Consider the following 18,259-nt stretch of genomic DNA (forward strand, 5'->3'; position numbering starts at 1 on the left):
TGCCGGATGCTCCGGGTCAAACGAGTGCTATCCCAGCGACCGCTACCAGTACTGAACCTGCCACACCGTAGACGATCCAGTAAGACCCATTAGGTCGAGACGGTCGACGAGCTCATCGACGGTTCGACGTTGCTGGGTGGGGATGAGCTTGTCGATCACGGTGTCGAGCCCCTGTTCGTCACTGCGGCGATCCGACGCGGATCACCGCACTCGCCTGCTCAACATAGCCCGCAGTGCCGGGGCTCGCGGCCGCATCGGCCGAGGCTGCGGCCGCGCGATCGGCCGGTGATCATTCGTTGCGTATGACGCCGACCGAACCCGTCGGCACTAGCGTGTGACCGGTGAAACGCTGGCTGGTGCTGATCATCCTGTGCGCTGCACAGTTCATCATGGTGCTCGACACCACCGTGATGAACGTGTCGGTGGCCGACGTCGTCGAGGACCTCGACACCACCATCACCCAGGTGCAACTCGCCATCACGCTGTACACGCTGGTGATGGGATCGTTCATGCTGTTCGGTGGGCGTCTCGGTGACATCTTCGGACGCAAGAGGATCTTCGGGATCGGGCTGTTGGTCTATGGCGCCGGATCGCTGATCACCGCATTCAGTCCCTCGATCGGCTGGTTGCTGTTCGGCTGGTCGTTCGTCGAGGGTGCCGGCGCGGTGCTGGTGATGCCGGCGATCATCTCGCTGACCGCCACCAACTACACCGGCAAGGACCGTGCCACCGCCTACGGGGCACTCGGTGGGATCGCGGCCGCCGGTGCCGCGGCCGGCCCGCTGATCGGTGGGTGGGTGACCGAGGCCCTGACGTGGCGAGTCGTCTTCGCGGCCGAAACCGTGGTGTGTATCGCCGTCGTCGCCTGCCTGAAGCTCATCGCCGATTCCAAGGTCTCCAGTTCACGCCAGATCGATTGGGGTGGAACGATTCTTTCGTCCCTGGGCCTCGGTCTGGTGGTGCTCGGTCTGCTCAAGGCGGGTACCTGGGGACTGATCCGGCCGTCGGGGGCGCTGACGATCGCCGGCACCGAGATCACGCCGTTCGGATTCTCGGTGGTGCCGTTCATGATCGGCGCGGGAATCGTGGTGCTCGTCGGATTCCTCTGGTGGGAGAACCGGGTGGTGGCCTCGGGCAAGACGCCGCTGATGCATCCGAAGCTGTTGCGCGGCCTGCAGTTGCGCAATGGACTGGTGATGCTCATCGCGCAGCAGACGGTGATCGGCGGTGTCTTCTTCGTCATCCCCATCTATCTGCAGTACGTGCTGCTGAAGAACGCCTTCGAGACCGGGATCAAGCTCGCGCCGATGTCGGTCGCGATGCTCATCGCCGCCTTCACCGGACCCGTGCTGGCACGCAAGATGTCTCCGCGCCTGATCGTGTCGTCCGGGTTGGTGTTGGTGATCGCCGGTGCGCTGATCCTCGTCTCCACCATCGACCCGGAGCTGCGGGACGCGATGTTCGGTGTCGGAATGGCGGTCTTCGGAGCGGGATTCGGTCTCGTCGCCTCGCAACTGGGCAACGTCATCATGTCGTCGGTCGGAGATCGGGACCGCGGCGAGGCCGGTGGACTGCAGGGCACCGCACAGAACATCGGCATGTCGATCGGTGTCGCGATGATCGGAGCGATCCTCATCGGCGCTCTGTCCGCGGGATTCAACGACGCGGCGCAAACCGACCCGGACATCTCGGCGCAGACCAAGGCGGTGATCGCCGAGGCCACCGAGGACGGCGTCGAGATCGTGGCCCGCGATCAGCTCGACGGGATCGCGGTCGCCAACGGAATTCCGGCGGGCGAGGTGTCGTCGCTGGCCCAGGCCTACGTCGACGCGCAGATCATGGCGATCAAGGCGTCGCTGTTGCTGGCGATCGCCTTCGCGGTCCTGGGTCTGCTGATCGCCCAGCGATTGCCGCGCATCCCCGGTGTCGAATTGGGAGCCACCGACGACGCCGCGACGGGGGCGCGTCCCGCGCCCGCGTAGGTTGGATGAGGTGGACTTCCGAATCTTCACCGAGCCCCAGCAGGGCGCCTCCTACGATCAGCTCCTCGCCGTCGCGAAGGCGACCGAAGACCTCGGTTTCGACGCCTTCTTCCGCTCCGATCACTATCTCGCGATGGGCGACGGTGACGGACTGCCGGGCCCGACCGATGCGTGGACGACGCTGGCCGGACTCGCCCGTGAGACCGCACGCATCCGGCTGGGGACGCTGGTCACCTCGGCCACCTTCCGATACCCCGGGCCGTTGGCGATCTCGGTCGCCCAGGTCGACCAGATGAGCGGTGGCCGTGTGGAATTGGGTCTCGGAGCCGGATGGTTCGAACAGGAACACCTGGCGTACGGGATTCCGTTCCCGTCGCTGGGGGAACGCTTCGAGCGGCTCGGGGAGTCCCTGGAGATCATCACCGGACTCTGGCAGACCCCCGTGGGTGATCGATTCGACCACGACGGCAGGCACTTCACGGTGAAAGGTTCACCGGCGCTGCCCAAACCGGTGCAGTCACCGCGTCCCCCGATCATCGTCGGCGGGATGGGCCCCAAGCGCACCCCGGCACTCGCCGCACGATTCGCCGACGAGTTCAACATCCCGTTTCAGCCGCTCGACGCGGTGTCCGCGCAGTACGAACGGGTTCGGGCGGCGTGTGTCGACGCCGGCCGCGACCCCTCGGCGATGACGTTCTCGGTGGCGCTGGTCTTGTGCTGCGGTGCAACCGAGGTCGAGATCGCCCGACGAGCACACGCGATCGGTCGCGACGTCGACGAACTGCGCGCCAATGGTGCGGCGGGCACCCCGGCGGAGGTGGTCGAGACCATCGAGAAGTATCGGGCCGTCGGCGCGAGCCGCGTCTACCTTCAGGTGCTCGACCTCGCCGATCTCGATCATCTGGATCTCGTTGCGAAAGAGGTTGTGCCGCAGATCAGTTGAGGGGTGTGTTGCAGCGGTCGTCTCGCTGGACCTCGGGCGCCGAAGCGCCGATCGCGGCCGGGTCGACTGCCCTCGTGACCACAAACGTCCCCGTCACACACTCTCGCTGCGCATTTCCGGTGAGAACGCCTGACAGGGACGTTTGTGGGCATCGCGGCCGGCGCCCAGGAGTGCGGTGATTCGGTACGTCGGGCACATGTATGAATCCCCCGATCGACATCGATGAGCCAACCCCACGACATGAAGACCGTGGTGCGGTAGCGTGCTCAAACGCCGACAAGTGTCGTGAAACCGGCAGAACCCCGCACGGAGTTCTCCCGGTGTCAGATGTCCTGATAGCTGCAGACGGGGAGCTACCGTGAGCGCACGACGATTCTTACGCCGATCACTGGTCACCGCATGCGTGGCGACGTCGGTCGCAGTCGCGACGATCACCGGCAGTGCGCCGGCGTCGGCGGCGGATCCGATCGCCGATCGCTACGGGAATCTCGTCGCGGGCGGAGTCACCGCCACCAACGTGTCGGCTCACCTGCGAGCACTGCAGGCGATCGCGGCGCGCAACGGGGGCAATCGTTCCCTCGGCACCACCGGCTACCTGCAGAGCCTCGACTATGTGGAAGGCAAACTGCGCGCGGCCGGTTACATGCCGACGCGTCAGGAGTTCACCGCCACGCAGTTCGAGGAGCGCGGCCATTCGCTGAGCGCCGGCGGCACGGCAATCGAATCGGAGGTGCTCGCCTACTCCGGTGCCACACCGTCGGTGACCGCACCGGTCATCGAGGTACCGACCTCCGATGCCACGCCAGGATGCGAAGTCGCCGACTTCGGTGCGGCGACCCGCGGTTCCATCGTCGTCGTCGAACGTGGAGTGTGCGCGTTCGGCGACAAGGCCGACAACGCCAAAAAAGCCGGCGCCAAGGCCCTCGTCATCGTCAACAATGAGGACGGCCCGATTCAGGGCACGCTCGGCGAGGATGCCGGCGACCCGATTCCCGTCCTCGGTGTCGCGCGTGCGCAGGGTTCGCAGGTCCGCCAGGCCGGATCGCTGACCCTCGCCGTCGACGCCTCGACCACGCGTGTGAAGTCGTGGAACCTGATGGCCGAAACCCATTTCGGCTCATCGGATTCGGTGGTCATGCTGGGAGCTCACCTCGACAGCGTCCCGGAAGGCCCGGGGATCAACGACAACGGTTCGGGTTCGGCGAGCGTGCTGCAGACCGCGATCACCATGACCGCGGTGGCGCCGGTGAAGAACAAGGTGCGTTTCGCCTTCTGGGGAGCCGAAGAGGAAGGGCTCATCGGATCGACGCACTACGTCACGTCGCTGCCGGCGAGTCAGCGGGCAAAGATCAAGCGCTATCTGAACTTCGACATGCTCGGTTCGCACAACGGTGGGTACTTTGTCTACGACGGGGACGGTTCGTCGAAGCTGCCGGACTCGTATGCGGGGCCGGCCGGGTCCGGGGCGATCGAGGCGGTGTTCACCCGATTCCTCACCGGTCGGGGAGTGCAACCCGAGGTATCGGGATTCGACGGCCGTTCCGACTACGACGCCTTCGCGCAGGTGGGGATCGCCTCCGGGGGAATCGATTCCGGGGCCGACAAGGTGAAAACCCCTGCGCAGGCGGCAAAATGGGGTGGCACGGCCGGTGAGATCTTCGACCAGAACTACCACACGGCGCAGGACACCTACGCCAACGTCAACCAGAAGGTGCTCGGAAACATGGCGCCGGCCGTGGCCTATGCGGCGGGGTACTTCGCGATCAGTTGATCGTCGAAGATCGCGCACCGGCCTTGCTCGAGACGGTGAGTGGGTTACCCTCGCTGGGTGAGACGAAATCGCGAATTGATCTCAATGGGTGGTGGACGTGCGACGCTCGGCCCGTCGTCGGAGAGCCCGGCCGGCGAGGCGGCGGCCCTGCCCACCGCCTACCGCTGGCCGTTGGATGACTCGGGGCATCTGCGCCTGCGTGACCGCGTGCTGAAGCTGACCGGGGTCGACCTGCTCCCCGATGACCGGATCGCGCGGCGCTACGGCGAACTGCTCAGCGCCGGCGATCCGACCGCGGAGCGGTTCGTCGCCGAGACCTATCACGGTGATCTCGGCCCGCGGGCGAGTCGTGAACTCCTCGATCGGGCCCTCGACCAGGGCATTGATACCCTCGACGACGCCCCGCAATCGATGCGGGATCTGTTTGCCGAGTTCGACACGCTTCCCGAGTGGGCCGATCCCGCGACGATCGAAGCGGGCGCTGCGGTGTGGCGACGCTGGGCGTACGCGCTGGGCGGGGTCGGCAACGCCGGCACCATGGACACCTACACCGAGGGGTCGCTGGCCGTGCCCCTCTCACTCGCCGGTGGGTACGCGGGTGAACGAGCCCTTCATCGCTATCTCGAGACGAGCCGGTGGTGGATCGAGGTGTCGAGGCCGGGGGCGATTCTGCGTCCCGGAAGCCTCGGGCGCGCGACGACGATGCGGGTGCGCGTCATGCATGTGTCGGTGCGTGCCGGCGTGCGTCGTCACGACGAGTGGGATGACGAGAAATGGGGCCTGCCGATCAGCCAGAGCGAGATGCTGCTGACGCTTCTCGGCGGCAGCGTCGGACCGGCGATGGGGCTGTACGGCCTGGGGTACATCACGTCCAGGGCCGAACTCGAGGCGTCGCTGATGTTCAACCGCTACCTCGGCCACCTGCTCGGCGTCCGCGTCGACGACATCTACCCGCAGACCATCTCCGACGGCCTGCGCCTGCTGTACCTCTTCGACGCCACCCGATCCTACGACTCCGGTTCTGCCGGAGCCGAACTCGTCGAGTCATTCGTGCCCGGATTTGCGCCGCGGCCCGACATGAGCCGCCGCGACCGACTGCGCGCCTGGTATCACCTGCAGGCCCAGTCCGGGTACGCCCGGTTGTTCATGCTCCCGCAGAATCGTCGTCGCTTCGATCTCCCGGCCGGCTGGATCGGCGTCGCGATCCTGCTCGCGCAGGTGCCGCCACGCCTCGTCGGCGAAGTGCTGCGGCGGGTGATCCCGGGCGTCGACGAGCGTCTGCAACGGTGGTCGGTGGCCAACTGGGAGCGCTGGCACTCCTGGCAGTCGGACCGTCCCGCGGAGTTCGCGGCACCGTCGGAGTTACGTCGCTGACTCGCCGAAGGCAATCGCCTTCCTTCATCGCCGGGCGAGCCCTTCATCGCCGGTCGAGCCCGACGCGACCCATCCAACCGCGGGTCGAGCCCTTTCTCGCCGGTCGAACTCGACGCGACCCGGTGCCCGACGCGACCCATCCAACCGCGGATCGAGCTTTTCATCGCCGGTCGAGCCCGACGCGACTCATCCAACCGCGGGTCGAGCTTTTCATCGCCGGTCGAGCCGGTGCGAGCCCCCCAGGGCGAGCGCCGAGTCGAGACCTCCGCAGGGTGCGCTGGGACAGGACCCTCAGCGCTGTCAACGCAGGCCAGAGCGCCGTCAACGCATACCAAAGCGCTGTCAACAAAGTGAGCCTGGCGCACCAGCCCGACCTGAGCTACATTATCTGCGTATGAATGCAGATAGTGATTCACCGGATGCTGTACTCCCCGATGATCAGGTCGCCCTGGTCGTCGAGGTGTTCCGCATGCTCGCCGATTCCACCCGCGTTCAGGTTCTGTGGACGCTGTGCCGTGGCGAGCGGTCGGTGAATCAGCTGGCCGAGATCGTGGGCAAACCGGCGCCGTCGGTGAGTCAACATCTCGCGAAGCTCCGGATGGCGCGCCTGGTGCGTACCCGTCGTGAGGGGACGCAGGTCATCTACTCGCTGGAGAACGATCACGTTCGCCAGCTGGTGGCCGACGCCGTGTTCAACGCCGAACACGCCGGTCCCGGGATACCCCGCCATCATCTGCACGAAGACGTGAGCCGAATTCCGGAACACGAACACAGACAGGAGAAGTGACATGTCCGAACCCACTCCCGAAGTGCACACCCACGGGCATTCCCACGACGGTGGCGCGCACGTCCACGCGCACACCACGCACTCCCATGATCATGTGGAGCACGCCCACACCCACACGCACGACGGTGTCGAGCACACCCACTCCCACGTGCATCAGGCGGGGCTGACCACCGAACACGCACACTCGCACGGCTGAAACTGCGCCTCAGCTCGTCGAATACCTCAGTAACGCAACACCATTGCTGAACGACGTGCACCCGTCGAGGTGGAGGGCCGGGGCGTCGGTGCCGTCGGGAAACAGTCGCCGGCCCCGGCCCTGCACCGCAGGATAGGCGAACAGTCGGTACTCGTCCACCAGGCCGGCGCCGATCAGGGCATGGGTGAGTGAGATGCTGCCGGTGACGACGATGTCCTTGCCGGGGAGTTCCTTCAACGCGAGAACCTTTGCGACGGTATCGATTCCGGGAAGGATCGAGGTGTTCTGCCACCGCGGGTCGGTCAGCGTCGACGACACGACGTACTTCTCGACGGTGTTGAAATAGTCGGTGACTCCGGTGGCGTCATCATCCTGTCGCGGCCAATACCCGCGGAAGTCCTCGAAGGTCTTACGCCCCAAGAGAAGTGCATCGGCTTGTGCGTCCTGGCGATGGATCTCGTCCAGCAGGTCGGGGGTCTGATCGGTGGGATCGAACCACGTGGTGAGCATCTCGATCGACCCGTCGAGAGTGATGTTCTGTGTGACAACGAGTTTGCGCATTTCTCCTCCTGATGGTCGTGGTGGACCCGACATGGCGGTAGACCACGTGCGCGGCGAGAAATCATCGCTCACCGACGAAATCGCCCGGCTACTCCCGGGGTGACGCCGCACCCAGCAGGGCGGGTCTGTGGTGGTCGACGACTCGGCGGATGGCCTCGATCACCGCGGCGACAGCGGGGCGCCGGAAGGATTCCGCGCGGGCGACCAGCCAATAGGTGAGTTGCGCGTTCACCTCGGGCAGGATGCGGATCAGATCGTCGTGACGATCGGCCAGATAGCAGGGCAACAGTCCGATACCCGCGTGCGCACGCGTGGCCTCCACGTGGACGAAGACATTCGTCGACGTGACCCCCTCGGCCATCTGCGGTACCAGGGTTCGCGCAAGGTCGAGGTCGTCGACGGCGAGCATCGAGTCGACGAAGTACACGAGCGGGTGTGCGGTGAGCTCCTTCGGGCTCTCCGGCATGACGTGGTCGGCCGCGTACCGCCGCGACGCGTACAGCCCGAGGCGGTAATCGGCCAGCCGCAGCGCCTCGGCACGGTGGACATGCGGCTCGCCGACCACGATCTCGATGTCGAGACCGGTGCGCGTGTGCGAGGCGACCCGTGTGGCCGTCACGATCTCGACGCTGACGCCCGGATTTCGGGAGCGCACGTCGACGGCCGCGGGTGCGGCGAGCAGCGCCGAGAAGCCGTCGGTCGCCGACAGTCGGACCACGCCGTGCAGTGCGGGCTCACCCTCGCCGGTGTCGTCGAGATCATGCAGCGCGGCCTCGATGCGTTCGGCCGCGACGAAGGCACGTCGGCCCAGGTCGGTCAGTTCCCATCCGCCGGTTCCGCGGGCGAGCACCCGGCCGGCCAGCGCCTTCTCCAGCTGTTCGATTCGGCGCGAGACCGTCGTGTGATTGAGCCCGGTCACGTCGGCGGCGGTGGTGAAACGCCCGGTCCGGCCGACCGCCAGCAGGATGCGGAGATCCTCGGAGCTGACCTTGTCCCAACGCATATCTGCATCCTTGCAGATGTGATGCGACGAGACGTCCATTGAATGCGCATCGATGAGCACCAATACTCGAGCAAACGTGAGCGCCATCACAATGGCGGTGTTCTGAGAGGAGTGGCAATGTCAAACGTCTCGAGTCCGGGGATCGGTGAGCCGGAGACGTATCGCCCATCGGGCCTGCGACGTGTGGTCGCCGCATCCATGGCCGGCACCATCGTCGAGTGGTACGAGTTCTTCCTGTACGGCACCGCCGCCACGCTGGTGTTCAGCAAGGTGTTCTTCCCGACCGGCGGCAACGAACTCGACGCGATCATCGCCGCCTTCGTCACCTACGCCGTCGGCTTCCTCGCCCGACCACTCGGGGGAGTGGTGTTCGGTCACTACGGCGACAAGTTCGGCCGAAAGAAGTTGCTGCAGCTCAGCCTGATCCTCGTCGGTGCGTCGACGTTCCTGATGGGCTGCCTGCCGACCTACGCCGCCATCGGATACCTGGCGCCCGCACTGCTGGTGGCGTTGCGGTTCGTCCAGGGATTCGCGGTCGGCGGCGAGTGGGGCGGCGCGGTCTTGCTGGTCGCCGAACACAGCCCCAGTCGTCGACGGGGTTTCTGGGCCTCCTGGCCGCAGGCGGGCGTGCCGATGGGCAACCTCGTCGCGACCGTCGTGCTGCTGATCCTGACCTCTGTGCTCAGCGACGAGGCCTTTCTCGGCTGGGGTTGGCGCGTGGCCTTCTGGCTGTCGGCGGTCATCGTCCTCGTCGGCTACTACGTGCGGACCAAGGTCACCGACGCCCCGATCTTCGTCCGGGCGCAAGAGGAGGTCGACGAGGCCAAGGCGTCGTCGTTCAGTGTCCTCGAGGTCATCCGGCTCTACCCGCGGGGTGTGTTCACCGCCATGGGCCTGCGCTTCGCCGAGAACATCATGTACTACCTGGTGGTCACCTTCTCCATCACCTACCTGAAGGTCGTCGTGCACGCCGACACCGCCCACATCCTGTCGTGGATGCTCGTTGCCCACGCCGTGCACTTCGGTGTGATCCCGTTGGTGGGCAGGCTCTCCGACCGGGTGGGACGTCGGCCGGTGTACGCGATCGGTGCCGTCACGGCCGGTCTGTGGGGCTTCTTCGCCTTCCCCATGATGAACAGCGGTCACAACACCGTCATCATGCTGGCGATCATCATCGGCCTGGTCTTCCACGCCTTCATGTACGCCGGGCAGCCGGCGATCATGGCCGAGATGTTCCCTACGCGGATGCGGTATTCCGGTGTGTCCCTGGGCTATCAGGTCACCTCCATCGTCGCCGGGTCGCTGGCCCCGATCATCGCCGCGGCACTGCTCAGCCGCTTCCACTCCTCGGTCCCCATCGCGATCTATCTGGCCGCGGCTGCCGTGCTCACCCTGATCGCGGTGTACTTCGCCCGCGAAACCCGGGGCATCACACTGGAATCCATCGACGCCGCCGACGCTCGCGACAACCTCGGAATCGGCTCGCGGCGTGAGCAGGTGACGGCATGAGCGCGGAGCTCGTCGGGCGTCGTGCCCTGATCACCGGCGGTGCCAACGGAATCGGGGCGGCGTGCGCGCGTGCGCTGGCCGACCGTGGCGCGGACGTGACCGTCGCCGATCTCGACGAGGTGGCCGCCAAACAGCTCGCCACCGACATCGGTGGTCAGGCCTGGGGTGCCGATCTCCTCGACACTGCCGACCTCGAAAGTCTGCACCTCGACCTCGACATCCTGGTCAACAACGCCGGTGTCCAGGCGGTCGCACCGATCGCGGAGTTCGACCCCGACACGTTTCGCCGGATGCACACCCTGATGGTGGAGGTGCCGTTCCTGTTGATCCGGGCGGCGCTGCCGACCATGTACCGCAACGGTTTCGGGCGCATCGTCAACATCTCGTCGGTGCACGGTCGGCGGGCGTCGGCCTACAAGTCGGCCTACGTCTCGGCCAAGCACGCCCTCGAAGGGTTGTCGAAGGTCGCGGCGTTGGAGGGGGCGCCGCACGGCGTCACCAGCAACTGTGTCAGTCCGGGCTATGTGCACACCGATCTCGTAGAGAGACAGATCGCCGATCAGGCTCGCGTGCACGGCATTTCCGAGAGCGACGTCGTCGAGAACGTGCTGCTCACCGAGAGTGCGATCAAACGCATGGCGACGCCGGAGAATGTGGCCTCGTTGGTGTGCTGGCTGTCGTCGGCGGATGCCGGCATGGTGACCGGCGCGTCCTACGCCATGGATGGCGGGTGGAGCGCGAGCTGAGGTCCGCCGGTCAGCGCACCTGCGTGCGAATCCACTCGGCGATCTTGGCCATACCGATCTCGTTCGGATGCCCCGATACCGCCAGCGACCGCGGCACCGTCCCCTCGAACCACGGCTGCGCGGCGCACGGGTCGTGACCCACCGAACGTCTCATCACATCGATGAACGCGGCGTCATACCGTTGCGCGATCCGTGCCTGGGCGGCATTGACTTTCGTCATGAACGAGTTCATCCAGCGGGCATCGGCATCCGACGCCGGGACGAACGGCCAACATCCGCGGGTGCCGATGACGCCACCGTGGCCGACGATCACGATCCGGGCGTGCGGCGCCGCCGCGGCCCGCACCGCCCGCACCGCCGAATCCATCACCGCCGTCATGTGATTCAGTGATCGGTCGGCGGCCGCCAGGTGCGCCCCGTTGGTCCGGCAGCGGGCATCGCCACCCGGCACCTGTGTGGTACACCGGCCGGCGATGGCGCCCCAGTTCAGATCATTGCCGCCGATGGAGATGGTGACGAGATCCGTGGACCGGGTAACCCACCGGATCTGCGGCGGGATCGGGCCGAAAGGTCCGTTCTCCGGGAGATGAGTGATGTTGGCCGCCCACGCGCCGGCGCATGAGCGGTCGACGAAACTGCGCGGTGCGATGCTGCGGGCCAGGACGCGCGGGTAGGACACCGAACTCTGCCAGCATCCGTTCGCCGGCTCGAAGGCGGGCAGCGACCCCGCGGCCCGCGAATCGCCGAGGGCGACGTAGTTCAGCCCGGGCGGCAGGGCGGCGGCGGTCGGCGTGCTGATCAACGGTGCGCTCAGGGCGATGAGGACGACGATCGCCGACACGATGCCGGCACGCCGTGCGCCGGGTGTCGGCCGGCCACGCCGGCGAGGATGGGTCCGCACGATGCTCGTGATCATGGACAGATACGTTGCCCACGGCGATGTCGCTTCCACATCCGGGCGGGCCGCCGCAGCACACGACTCACCGGACTCGTGGCGCAGGACCCCGCTGCCGAGTGATCGGGGGCTATCCGCGTGATGCCACGTGGTGCGTCGAGCGCCCCGGCGGAGGGAGGTATCGCGTTCGACAAGAGCTACGCGGCCCGCCAAGTGCCGCAGACATTGCTCTGGGTGGACACCCCGATGGTCCGAGATGCCAAGGCGGACATACCATCCTTCGTGCCGATGCTCGCCTCCGCCCCGTCGCCGTTTCGGACGAGGTGAACGTCGACGAATGTGCACGGGCCTTCGTCGACGGCATCGCCGGACGCGCCCGCCGCATCGACGTCCCCTCCTGGGTAAGTGTGTTCCGGTGGCTACGTCCGGTGTTCTCCGCGCGCCTGCTCGACAAGCAGGCCGATGGACTCGCCGCCCGCTTCGCCGATCGCGCCGACGCGGAGGTCGCCGAACTGCACCGGTGGGGGAGTTCGCGGATCGTTTCCGAGTCCGAACCATCGTGAATCGAGAAGATCGCCAGAAGTGCAGACAGATCATCTCTGCCGGATAATGCTTCTGTTCGTGACGGAATGCGAATTCGGGGGTTCTCGTCGCCGACATCGGATCTACGGTTGCGCTCGCTGTCATCGCATTCTCACAACGCGGCGTCGAAGGGGGTCACCGGTGTACTCGCTGTATGTCATCGCTCAAATCGTGCTGTTTCTCGTTCCCCTGGCGGTCGGTGCGAAGTACGGGCCGTTGGCATTGGTCGGTATGTCCGGCGTCTCTGTATTCATTCTCGTCGAATTCATGCGCCTGCGGCCCGCCTCCCCGCCTCTGACGGCGATCTTCGTCATTCTGGCGGTGATCTGTGCCAGCGCCGCCATGAGTGCGGCCGGCGGTATGGAATACCTTGTGCGCGTTGCGGAGAAGGCGTTACGCAAGCATCCCAAGCAGATTCCCGTGGTGGGACCGCTGGTGGTGTGGCTGTTCACCGTCATGTCCGGTACCGGAAACATCACCTTCGCGCTCATCCCGATCATGTACGAGGTCTCCTATTCGGCGAAGATTCGGCCCGAACGGATTCTGGCCACGGCCACCACGGTGTGTCAGATGGCATTGTTGGCGAGTCCAGTGGCAGCGGTGACCTATGTATTCCTGACCCAGACCGAGGACGAGGGCAACTCGCTCGGCAAGATCCTGCTCGTCACCATTCCCTCGACCCTGATTGCGACAATCCTGACATCGCTGGTCATGTCCCGGCTCGGCAAGGACCTCGACGATGATCCGGAATATCAGCGACGATTGGCCGACGGGGAGGTCGAACCGCCGCATGTCGGCACCGATGACGACGAACGCGAACCGCTGCCGCCCCGCGCGGCGTGGAGCGCCTACATCTTCCTGGCCGGCGTCGTCATCGGAGTGGTGCTCGGACTCTTCCAGAGCCTGCGGCCCACCTACGAGGTGTCCCGGGACGACGGAACGCTCGTGGTGAACACCGTGTCGATGACCTTTTTGATCCCGATCATCATGTTTGCCGTCGCCGGTCTGATCATGGTGATCTGCAAGGTGAAAACCCAACCGGTGCTGGATCAACCGATCATCGGTACCGGCCTCGTCGCCGTGCTGCTGCTGGTGTCGGTGCCGGTGCTGGCCGGCACGATCCTCAACGATCACATGGACGAGGTGGTCCGATTCGTCAACAGCGCGCTCGGTGTGTCCGTCGTCCTGTTCGCGGTCATCCTGTTCCTGCTGACCGCGCTGATCCAGAGCCAGTCCGCGGCGGTCGCCATCCTCATTCCGGCGGCGTTGACCGCCGGCCTGTCGGTGGGACCGATGACCGGCATGCTGGGTGCGACGGTCGGCAACAATCTGCTGGCGTCGATGAGTGGTCTGGGTCAGGCGTGCATCCTCACCGACAAGACCGGCTCGACCAAGCAGGGGTCATTCCTCGTCAACGGCTCGTTCCTGGTGCCGATGCTGCTATGTGCGGTCTTCTCGGTGGCCGTCGGACTCGGACTTCAGCTGTTGGTCTACTGAAGCCGATGGCCGGCGGCGAGAAGTCGGTGACGGATCCTCGTCCCGAGTAGCAGAATCGGCTCATGCCTTCGGCACCTTCCCATCGCCCACCGCGTGTCACCCCGACCTCGGATCCGGTCTGGGCGGCCACCGCGGCCGACGTGGTCGCGGCAGTCCACAGTGACCCGGCCGGCCTCGACTCGGGCGAGGCGGCAGCCCGGCTGGGCCGCGACGGACCGAACGTGCTGCGCACAGTGCGTGTCCGCCCGCTTCACATTCTCCTCAACCAGTTCCGCAGCGCACTGATGCTTCTGCTGATCGTGACCGCCATCCTCGCGGCCGTCCTGGGTGATCGGAACGACGCCGCCGTCATCGGGGTCATCCTCGCGGCCAGCGTGCTGGGCGGCTTCGTCAACGAATACCGTGCCGCGAAGGCGACCGAGTCGCTGCACGATCGCGTCCACCACAGCACGACGGCGCTGCGGTCGGGGCAGGCCACAACCGTCGACGTCGCGGAACTGGTGGTGGGCGATGTGGTCCGTATCGTGCTCGGCCAGATCGTCCCGGCCGATCTTCGGCTCATCGAGGTCACCGACCTCGAGTGCAACGAGGGAGTGCTGACCGGCGAGTCGACGGCGGCGGTCAAACAGGTCGACCCGTTGCCCGCGGACACGCCGCTGGCCGAACGCTCCAACTGTGCGTTCATGGGGACCGTCGTCGAGGCCGGAAACGGCACCGGCATCGTCGTCGCGACCGGGGTGCGTGCCGAGTTCGGCTCGGTGGCGGCAGGACTCGGCGACGATGCACCCCAAACCGCCTTCCAGAAGGGCCTGTCCAAATTCTCGGTACTGTTGTTGCAGGTGGCGGTGCTGCTGACCATCTTCATCATCGCGGCGAATCTGATTCTGGGGCGTCCCCTCATTCAGTCGATGCTCTTCGCTCTCGCCATCGCCGTGGGGATCACTCCGCAACTGCTGCCCGCCGTCGTGACCACGGCGTTGGCTGCCGGGTCCCGGCGGCTCGCGGACGCGAAGGTGTTGGTCAAGCGGTTGGTGGCGATCGAGGACCTCGGGGACATCGACATCCTGCTGACCGACAAGACCGGCACCCTGACCGAAGGGCACATCACCTTCGTCGACGCGTTGTCGGCCGACGGCCGCAGCGATGAGTCGGTGCTGGTGACCGGTCTGTTGTCGACGGATTCGGATGCAGCGCACGGTGTTTCCGGCGGCAATGAGCTCGACGCGGCGCTGTGGTCGGGTGCCGGTGGGGTGACCGAGGGCATCGCGGGCTACCGGCGGGTGGCCAGTCGCCCCTTCGATCATGTCCGGCAGATGGCGTCGGCCATCTCCATCGACCCGCAGGGGCGACACATCCTCGTGGTCAAGGGTGCCCCGGAACGGATCCTGCAACGCTGCTCGGTCGTCGTCCCGGAGGCGCAACGCACCTTGGATGGTCTGTTCGCGCAGGGGTCGCGGGTCGTCGCGCTGGCCACGCGTGAGATGCCTGCCGATCGTGACGCCATCGGCGACGACGATGAACGTGAACTCACCCTGACGGGTTTCCTGGAGTTCCTCGATCGACCGAAAGCCTCTGCGGCGCAATCATTGCAACAGCTCGCCGACCTGCACATCACGGTGAAGGTGGCCACCGGCGACAACGTGGTGGTGGCCGAGAAGGTGGCCGCCGACCTCGGAATGGTCTCCGGGGGTGCCATCACCGGACCCGAACTGGACCGCCTCGACGACGACGAGTTCGCGCGAACGGTGCACGACCGCACCATCTTCGCCCGCGTGACGCCGGATCAGAAGGCACGGATCGTCGCATCGTTGCGGCAGCACGGGCAGGCCGTCGCCTTTCTGGGCGATGGGGTCAACGACGCCCTGGCCCTTCACCGCGCCGACGTGGGGATCTCCGTCGACAGTGCCACCGATGTCGCCAAGGATTCGGCGGATGTCGTTCTGCTGGAGAAGGATCTGGGTGTGCTCGCCCGCGGGGTCGCGGAGGGGCGTCGGACCTTCGCGAACACCATCAAGTACGTGCAGATGAGCGCGTCGAGCAACTTCGGCAACATGTTCAGTGCCGCAGGCGCATCCGCGTTCCTGCCGTTCCTGCCGATGCTGCCGAGTCAGATCCTGCTGAACAACCTGCTCTACGACGCCAGTCAGCTTGCCATCCCCGGTGACCGTGTCGATCCGGAGTACCTGCGGTCGCCGTCGCATTGGGACATCGCGGCGATCCGGCGGTTCATGCTCTTCTTCGGGCCGATCAGTTCGCTGTTCGATTTCCTCACGTTCGCCGCTCTGATCAACATCTTTCACGCGCACGCATCGGAGTTTCACACCGCATGGTTCGTGGAATCCCTCGCCACGCAGACTCTCATCGTCTTCGCGATCCGCACCCGCCGCATCCCGTTCCTCCGAAGTCGTCCGGCGACGGTCTTGGTTCTCGCGGTCCTGAGTGTGCTCGCGATCGCGGTGGCCTTACCCTTCACCCCGCTGGCCGGTCCGCTGGGATTTGTCGGATTGCCGCTCGGGTTCTATCTCTTTCTGCTCGCCATGGTGGTGGCGTATCTGGTGAACGTGGAGTTCGCCAAGCGCATCTACTATTCGGGCGCCGAGTTCCGGGCGCAGCCTCCGTCGCGATGGCGTGGACACGAACACCACCTGGAACGTCGGCGGTCCCGATTCACCGCCGTCCGGCGTTGACGGCGCTCTGCGGGGTTAGGCTGGGGTGTGCTCTACCTCTCCCTCGTCGTCATCGCCATGGTCGCGGTGAGCGCGTGGGTGCAGTCCTATCGTCGCTCCACCCAGCCCCGTCGGAATCCGGATCTCTTCGTCGCCCTGTCCCAACTCAACGACCGGTCGGGGTCACCCGGCCCGTGGCGTGCCGCCGAGGTCATCGACGAGAAACATCACCTCGAGACCCGCGCCGCCTGGCCGTCGGCTGTGGTCGGGGCGCTGGCGGTGGGAGCCGCGGTCCTCATCGTCCAGGATCCGTCGAACATGATCACCGGGGCCGGATTGCGATGGGTGACAGGCGAATTGCTGGTGATCGCGCTCATCTCGGCGGTGTGGACGGGCCTGTGTGTCCACCGTGCCGCCCGGCTCGTGGTCAGCCAAGCTGACCTGCATCGCGGCCGCTGAGGTGAGCCTGACCGTGGGCGCCGGCGCTGATGCTTGGCCTGACCGTGGGCAATCGTCCGCGTGCTGCGCGCTCCGGAGGACGAGCCCGACGCTGCCCCGCGCTCGGCACCCGGGTTGGCGCAGCTTCCCGATCTGCTGACGGCGGCGGCCGACGCCGGTGTGCGCGTCGATCTCACCGTCGAGGGTGAGCCGATCGAGTTGGTCCTGGGAACCGACCGGCAACGCGGCGGCGGGTGCGCCGATCCGGGAATCGGGCTTCGGTCTTGTTGGCATGCGGGAACGCGCACAGTCGGTGGGCGGGGAACTGCGGGTCGGTCGGTTGCCGGACAACGGCGCTCCTACGTGAGACCTTCCGGATTCTGATCGTTCCACCCCGGATCTCGAGGTGGTGGGCGAGGCCGGTGATGGTGCCGAGGCGGTGCGGTTGGCACGGGAACCACGCCTGGACGTCGTCGTGGTGGACATCCGGATGCCGCGGGTGGATCGCCCATAAGAACGGACTCGCCGCACCCCGGGGTGGACGGGCTGCGCCGTGAATGATCATGGTAGCGATGACGCTTGGCGATACTTACGAGACGGGTTGGCCTCGTCTTCGGTCTCGCCCCGTGCCCGGCTCGTGGGCTGATTCCCGATCAGCACGGCAACGCCCCAGATGATCAGCCCGACGGCGAGAACGATCCCGTGGGCGATCCGGAGGGCGCCGGGCACGAAGAACACCGGTAGGAAAAGGGTGAGACCGAGACCGGAGAGCGTCGCGCCCAGCCGGTCCATGGCCGGGCCGCCGCGTTTCCGCGCCGCGTGCACGATCAGCGCGATGCCCACCGCGGCCAGCAAGAACCAGCCGATACCGAAGGTGATCATCGGGACCCAGGCGTAGCGAAATCCGTCCGCGATCGCCAGCGCGTCGTAGTTTCCGTTGTCGCGGGCCCAGTGTCCGAGCGCGGTGAGTCCGTAGGCCTCGGCGCCGTAGTACGGCAGCAGAAACGACGCCGCCAGCCATGCGGTCAACTCCAGCGCCGAACCTGCGCTCGGGAGGAAGCGCAGGGCGACGGCGATCAGCACGAATCCGGTCATGGCGCACAGGTGGGCCGTCATCCACGAGGGTGCGGCGAACGCCTCGGCGCCGGCGCGGCCCTCTTCGCAACCGAAGCCGCGGATCAGTGGGTACAAGGTGAACATCACTCCCGCAATGATCGTCGCGACGCCCGATGCGGCCGATGTCGAAGTTGCGGTGCGTGGCATGTGCGGCGTCATGGGTTCACCCGTCGTAGTTGTGAGCACTGCTCTC

At 66.2% G+C, this 18,259-nt stretch carries 17 protein-coding genes; 13 read left to right on the forward strand and 4 right to left on the reverse strand.

Annotated elements, in window-relative coordinates; genetic code table 11:
• The first annotated feature begins 341 nt into the window (after positions 1-341).
• The 6 genes from ACWETB_RS17670 to ACWETB_RS17695 all read left to right on the forward strand — a co-directional run bounded on the left by ACWETB_RS17670 (position 342) and on the right by ACWETB_RS17695 (position 7,053).
• Entirely contained in the window at positions 342-1,982 is a 1,641-nt protein-coding gene (locus tag ACWETB_RS17670; RefSeq protein WP_449741865.1) for an MFS transporter, read from the forward strand.
• Positions 1,983-1,992: 10 nt separating this feature from the next.
• Positions 1,993-2,925 (forward strand): LLM class F420-dependent oxidoreductase, encoded by a 933-nt coding sequence (locus ACWETB_RS17675; RefSeq protein WP_452212568.1) that lies wholly within the window; start codon positions 1,993-1,995, stop codon positions 2,923-2,925.
• A gap of 358 nt (positions 2,926-3,283) precedes the next feature.
• Positions 3,284-4,696: a M28 family peptidase gene (locus ACWETB_RS17680; RefSeq protein ID WP_452212570.1), complete on the forward strand. Its 1,413-nt coding sequence runs from the start codon at positions 3,284-3,286 to the stop codon at positions 4,694-4,696.
• 57 nt (positions 4,697-4,753) lie between these two features.
• The gene (locus ACWETB_RS17685) at positions 4,754-6,070 is read left to right on the forward strand and encodes an oxygenase MpaB family protein (RefSeq protein WP_452212572.1); all 1,317 of its coding nucleotides are present in this window, start codon (positions 4,754-4,756) and stop codon (positions 6,068-6,070) included.
• A gap of 394 nt (positions 6,071-6,464) precedes the next feature.
• Positions 6,465-6,857: an ArsR/SmtB family transcription factor gene (locus ACWETB_RS17690; protein ID WP_452212574.1), complete on the forward strand. Its 393-nt coding sequence runs from the start codon at positions 6,465-6,467 to the stop codon at positions 6,855-6,857.
• A 1-nt stretch (position 6,858) separates the two neighbouring features.
• Positions 6,859-7,053 carry a zinc transporter Slc39a7 gene (locus ACWETB_RS17695; RefSeq protein ID WP_452212576.1) on the forward strand — a complete coding sequence of 65 codons (195 nt, stop codon included), beginning with the start codon at positions 6,859-6,861 and terminating at the stop codon, positions 7,051-7,053.
• Positions 7,054-7,062: 9 nt separating this feature from the next.
• Here ACWETB_RS17695 and ACWETB_RS17700 read toward each other — a convergent pair whose 3' ends face one another.
• A complete protein-coding gene (locus ACWETB_RS17700) occupies positions 7,063-7,614 on the reverse strand; it encodes a dihydrofolate reductase family protein (protein ID WP_452212578.1) in 552 nt (183 codons plus the stop codon).
• A gap of 88 nt (positions 7,615-7,702) precedes the next feature.
• Positions 7,703-8,617: a LysR family transcriptional regulator gene (locus tag ACWETB_RS17705; RefSeq protein ID WP_452212580.1), complete on the reverse strand. Its 915-nt coding sequence runs from the start codon at positions 8,615-8,617 to the stop codon at positions 7,703-7,705.
• Between the two features lie 117 nt (positions 8,618-8,734).
• Between ACWETB_RS17705 and ACWETB_RS17710 the strand changes: the two genes are divergently transcribed.
• Both ACWETB_RS17710 and ACWETB_RS17715 read left to right on the forward strand, forming a co-directional pair.
• Positions 8,735-10,126 carry an MFS transporter gene (locus ACWETB_RS17710; protein WP_452212582.1) on the forward strand — a complete coding sequence of 464 codons (1,392 nt, stop codon included), beginning with the start codon at positions 8,735-8,737 and terminating at the stop codon, positions 10,124-10,126.
• Positions 10,123-10,872 (forward strand): 3-hydroxybutyrate dehydrogenase, encoded by a 750-nt coding sequence (locus ACWETB_RS17715; RefSeq protein ID WP_452212584.1) that lies wholly within the window; start codon positions 10,123-10,125, stop codon positions 10,870-10,872. The genes ACWETB_RS17710 and ACWETB_RS17715 overlap by 4 nt, the downstream gene beginning before the upstream one ends.
• 10 nt (positions 10,873-10,882) lie before the next feature.
• Here ACWETB_RS17715 and ACWETB_RS17720 read toward each other — a convergent pair whose 3' ends face one another.
• Positions 10,883-11,788 carry an SGNH/GDSL hydrolase family protein gene (locus ACWETB_RS17720; RefSeq protein ID WP_452212586.1) on the reverse strand — a complete coding sequence of 302 codons (906 nt, stop codon included), beginning with the start codon at positions 11,786-11,788 and terminating at the stop codon, positions 10,883-10,885.
• Between the two features lie 302 nt (positions 11,789-12,090).
• Here ACWETB_RS17720 and ACWETB_RS17725 point away from each other — a divergent pair, with 302 nt between their 5' ends.
• From ACWETB_RS17725 to ACWETB_RS17745, 5 genes are all read left to right on the forward strand, one after another.
• The gene (locus ACWETB_RS17725) at positions 12,091-12,330 is read left to right on the forward strand and encodes a hypothetical protein (RefSeq protein ID WP_452212589.1); all 240 of its coding nucleotides are present in this window, start codon (positions 12,091-12,093) and stop codon (positions 12,328-12,330) included.
• A 160-nt stretch (positions 12,331-12,490) separates the two neighbouring features.
• Positions 12,491-13,846 (forward strand): anaerobic C4-dicarboxylate transporter family protein, encoded by a 1,356-nt coding sequence (locus ACWETB_RS17730; protein WP_449741855.1) that lies wholly within the window; start codon positions 12,491-12,493, stop codon positions 13,844-13,846.
• A 62-nt stretch (positions 13,847-13,908) separates the two neighbouring features.
• The gene (mgtA, locus tag ACWETB_RS17735; RefSeq protein WP_452212591.1) at positions 13,909-16,533 is read left to right on the forward strand and encodes a magnesium-translocating P-type ATPase; all 2,625 of its coding nucleotides are present in this window, start codon (positions 13,909-13,911) and stop codon (positions 16,531-16,533) included.
• A 27-nt stretch (positions 16,534-16,560) separates the two neighbouring features.
• A complete protein-coding gene (locus ACWETB_RS17740) occupies positions 16,561-16,971 on the forward strand; it encodes a hypothetical protein (RefSeq protein ID WP_452212593.1) in 411 nt (136 codons plus the stop codon).
• Positions 16,972-17,031: 60 nt separating this feature from the next.
• Positions 17,032-17,334, forward strand: a complete 303-nt coding sequence (locus ACWETB_RS17745; RefSeq protein WP_452212595.1) for a hypothetical protein — start codon at positions 17,032-17,034, stop codon at positions 17,332-17,334.
• A gap of 177 nt (positions 17,335-17,511) precedes the next feature.
• Here ACWETB_RS17745 and ACWETB_RS17750 read toward each other — a convergent pair whose 3' ends face one another.
• Complete coding sequence (locus ACWETB_RS17750) at positions 17,512-18,225, reverse strand: hypothetical protein (protein ID WP_452212597.1); 714 nt, start codon at positions 18,223-18,225, stop codon at positions 17,512-17,514.
• Between the last annotated feature and the right edge of the window lie 34 nt (positions 18,226-18,259).

The organism is Gordonia sp. NPDC003950 (assembly GCF_053605205.1).

What these genes read in the sequence shown, in the direction of transcription:
- ACWETB_RS17750 (WP_452212597.1), bottom strand. Translation starts at nt 18,225, where the DNA reads ATGACGCCGCACATGCCACGCACCGCAACTTCGACATCGGCCGCATCG.
- mgtA (WP_452212591.1), top strand. Translation starts at nt 13,909, where the DNA reads ATGCCTTCGGCACCTTCCCATCGCCCACCGCGTGTCACCCCGACCTCG.
- ACWETB_RS17710 (WP_452212582.1), top strand. Translation starts at nt 8,735, where the DNA reads ATGTCAAACGTCTCGAGTCCGGGGATCGGTGAGCCGGAGACGTATCGC.
- ACWETB_RS17695 (WP_452212576.1), top strand. Translation starts at nt 6,859, where the DNA reads ATGTCCGAACCCACTCCCGAAGTGCACACCCACGGGCATTCCCACGAC.
- ACWETB_RS17705 (WP_452212580.1), bottom strand. Translation starts at nt 8,617, where the DNA reads ATGCGTTGGGACAAGGTCAGCTCCGAGGATCTCCGCATCCTGCTGGCG.
- ACWETB_RS17700 (WP_452212578.1), bottom strand. Translation starts at nt 7,614, where the DNA reads ATGCGCAAACTCGTTGTCACACAGAACATCACTCTCGACGGGTCGATC.
- ACWETB_RS17715 (WP_452212584.1), top strand. Translation starts at nt 10,123, where the DNA reads ATGAGCGCGGAGCTCGTCGGGCGTCGTGCCCTGATCACCGGCGGTGCC.
- ACWETB_RS17720 (WP_452212586.1), bottom strand. Translation starts at nt 11,788, where the DNA reads ATGATCACGAGCATCGTGCGGACCCATCCTCGCCGGCGTGGCCGGCCG.
- ACWETB_RS17690 (WP_452212574.1), top strand. Translation starts at nt 6,465, where the DNA reads ATGAATGCAGATAGTGATTCACCGGATGCTGTACTCCCCGATGATCAG.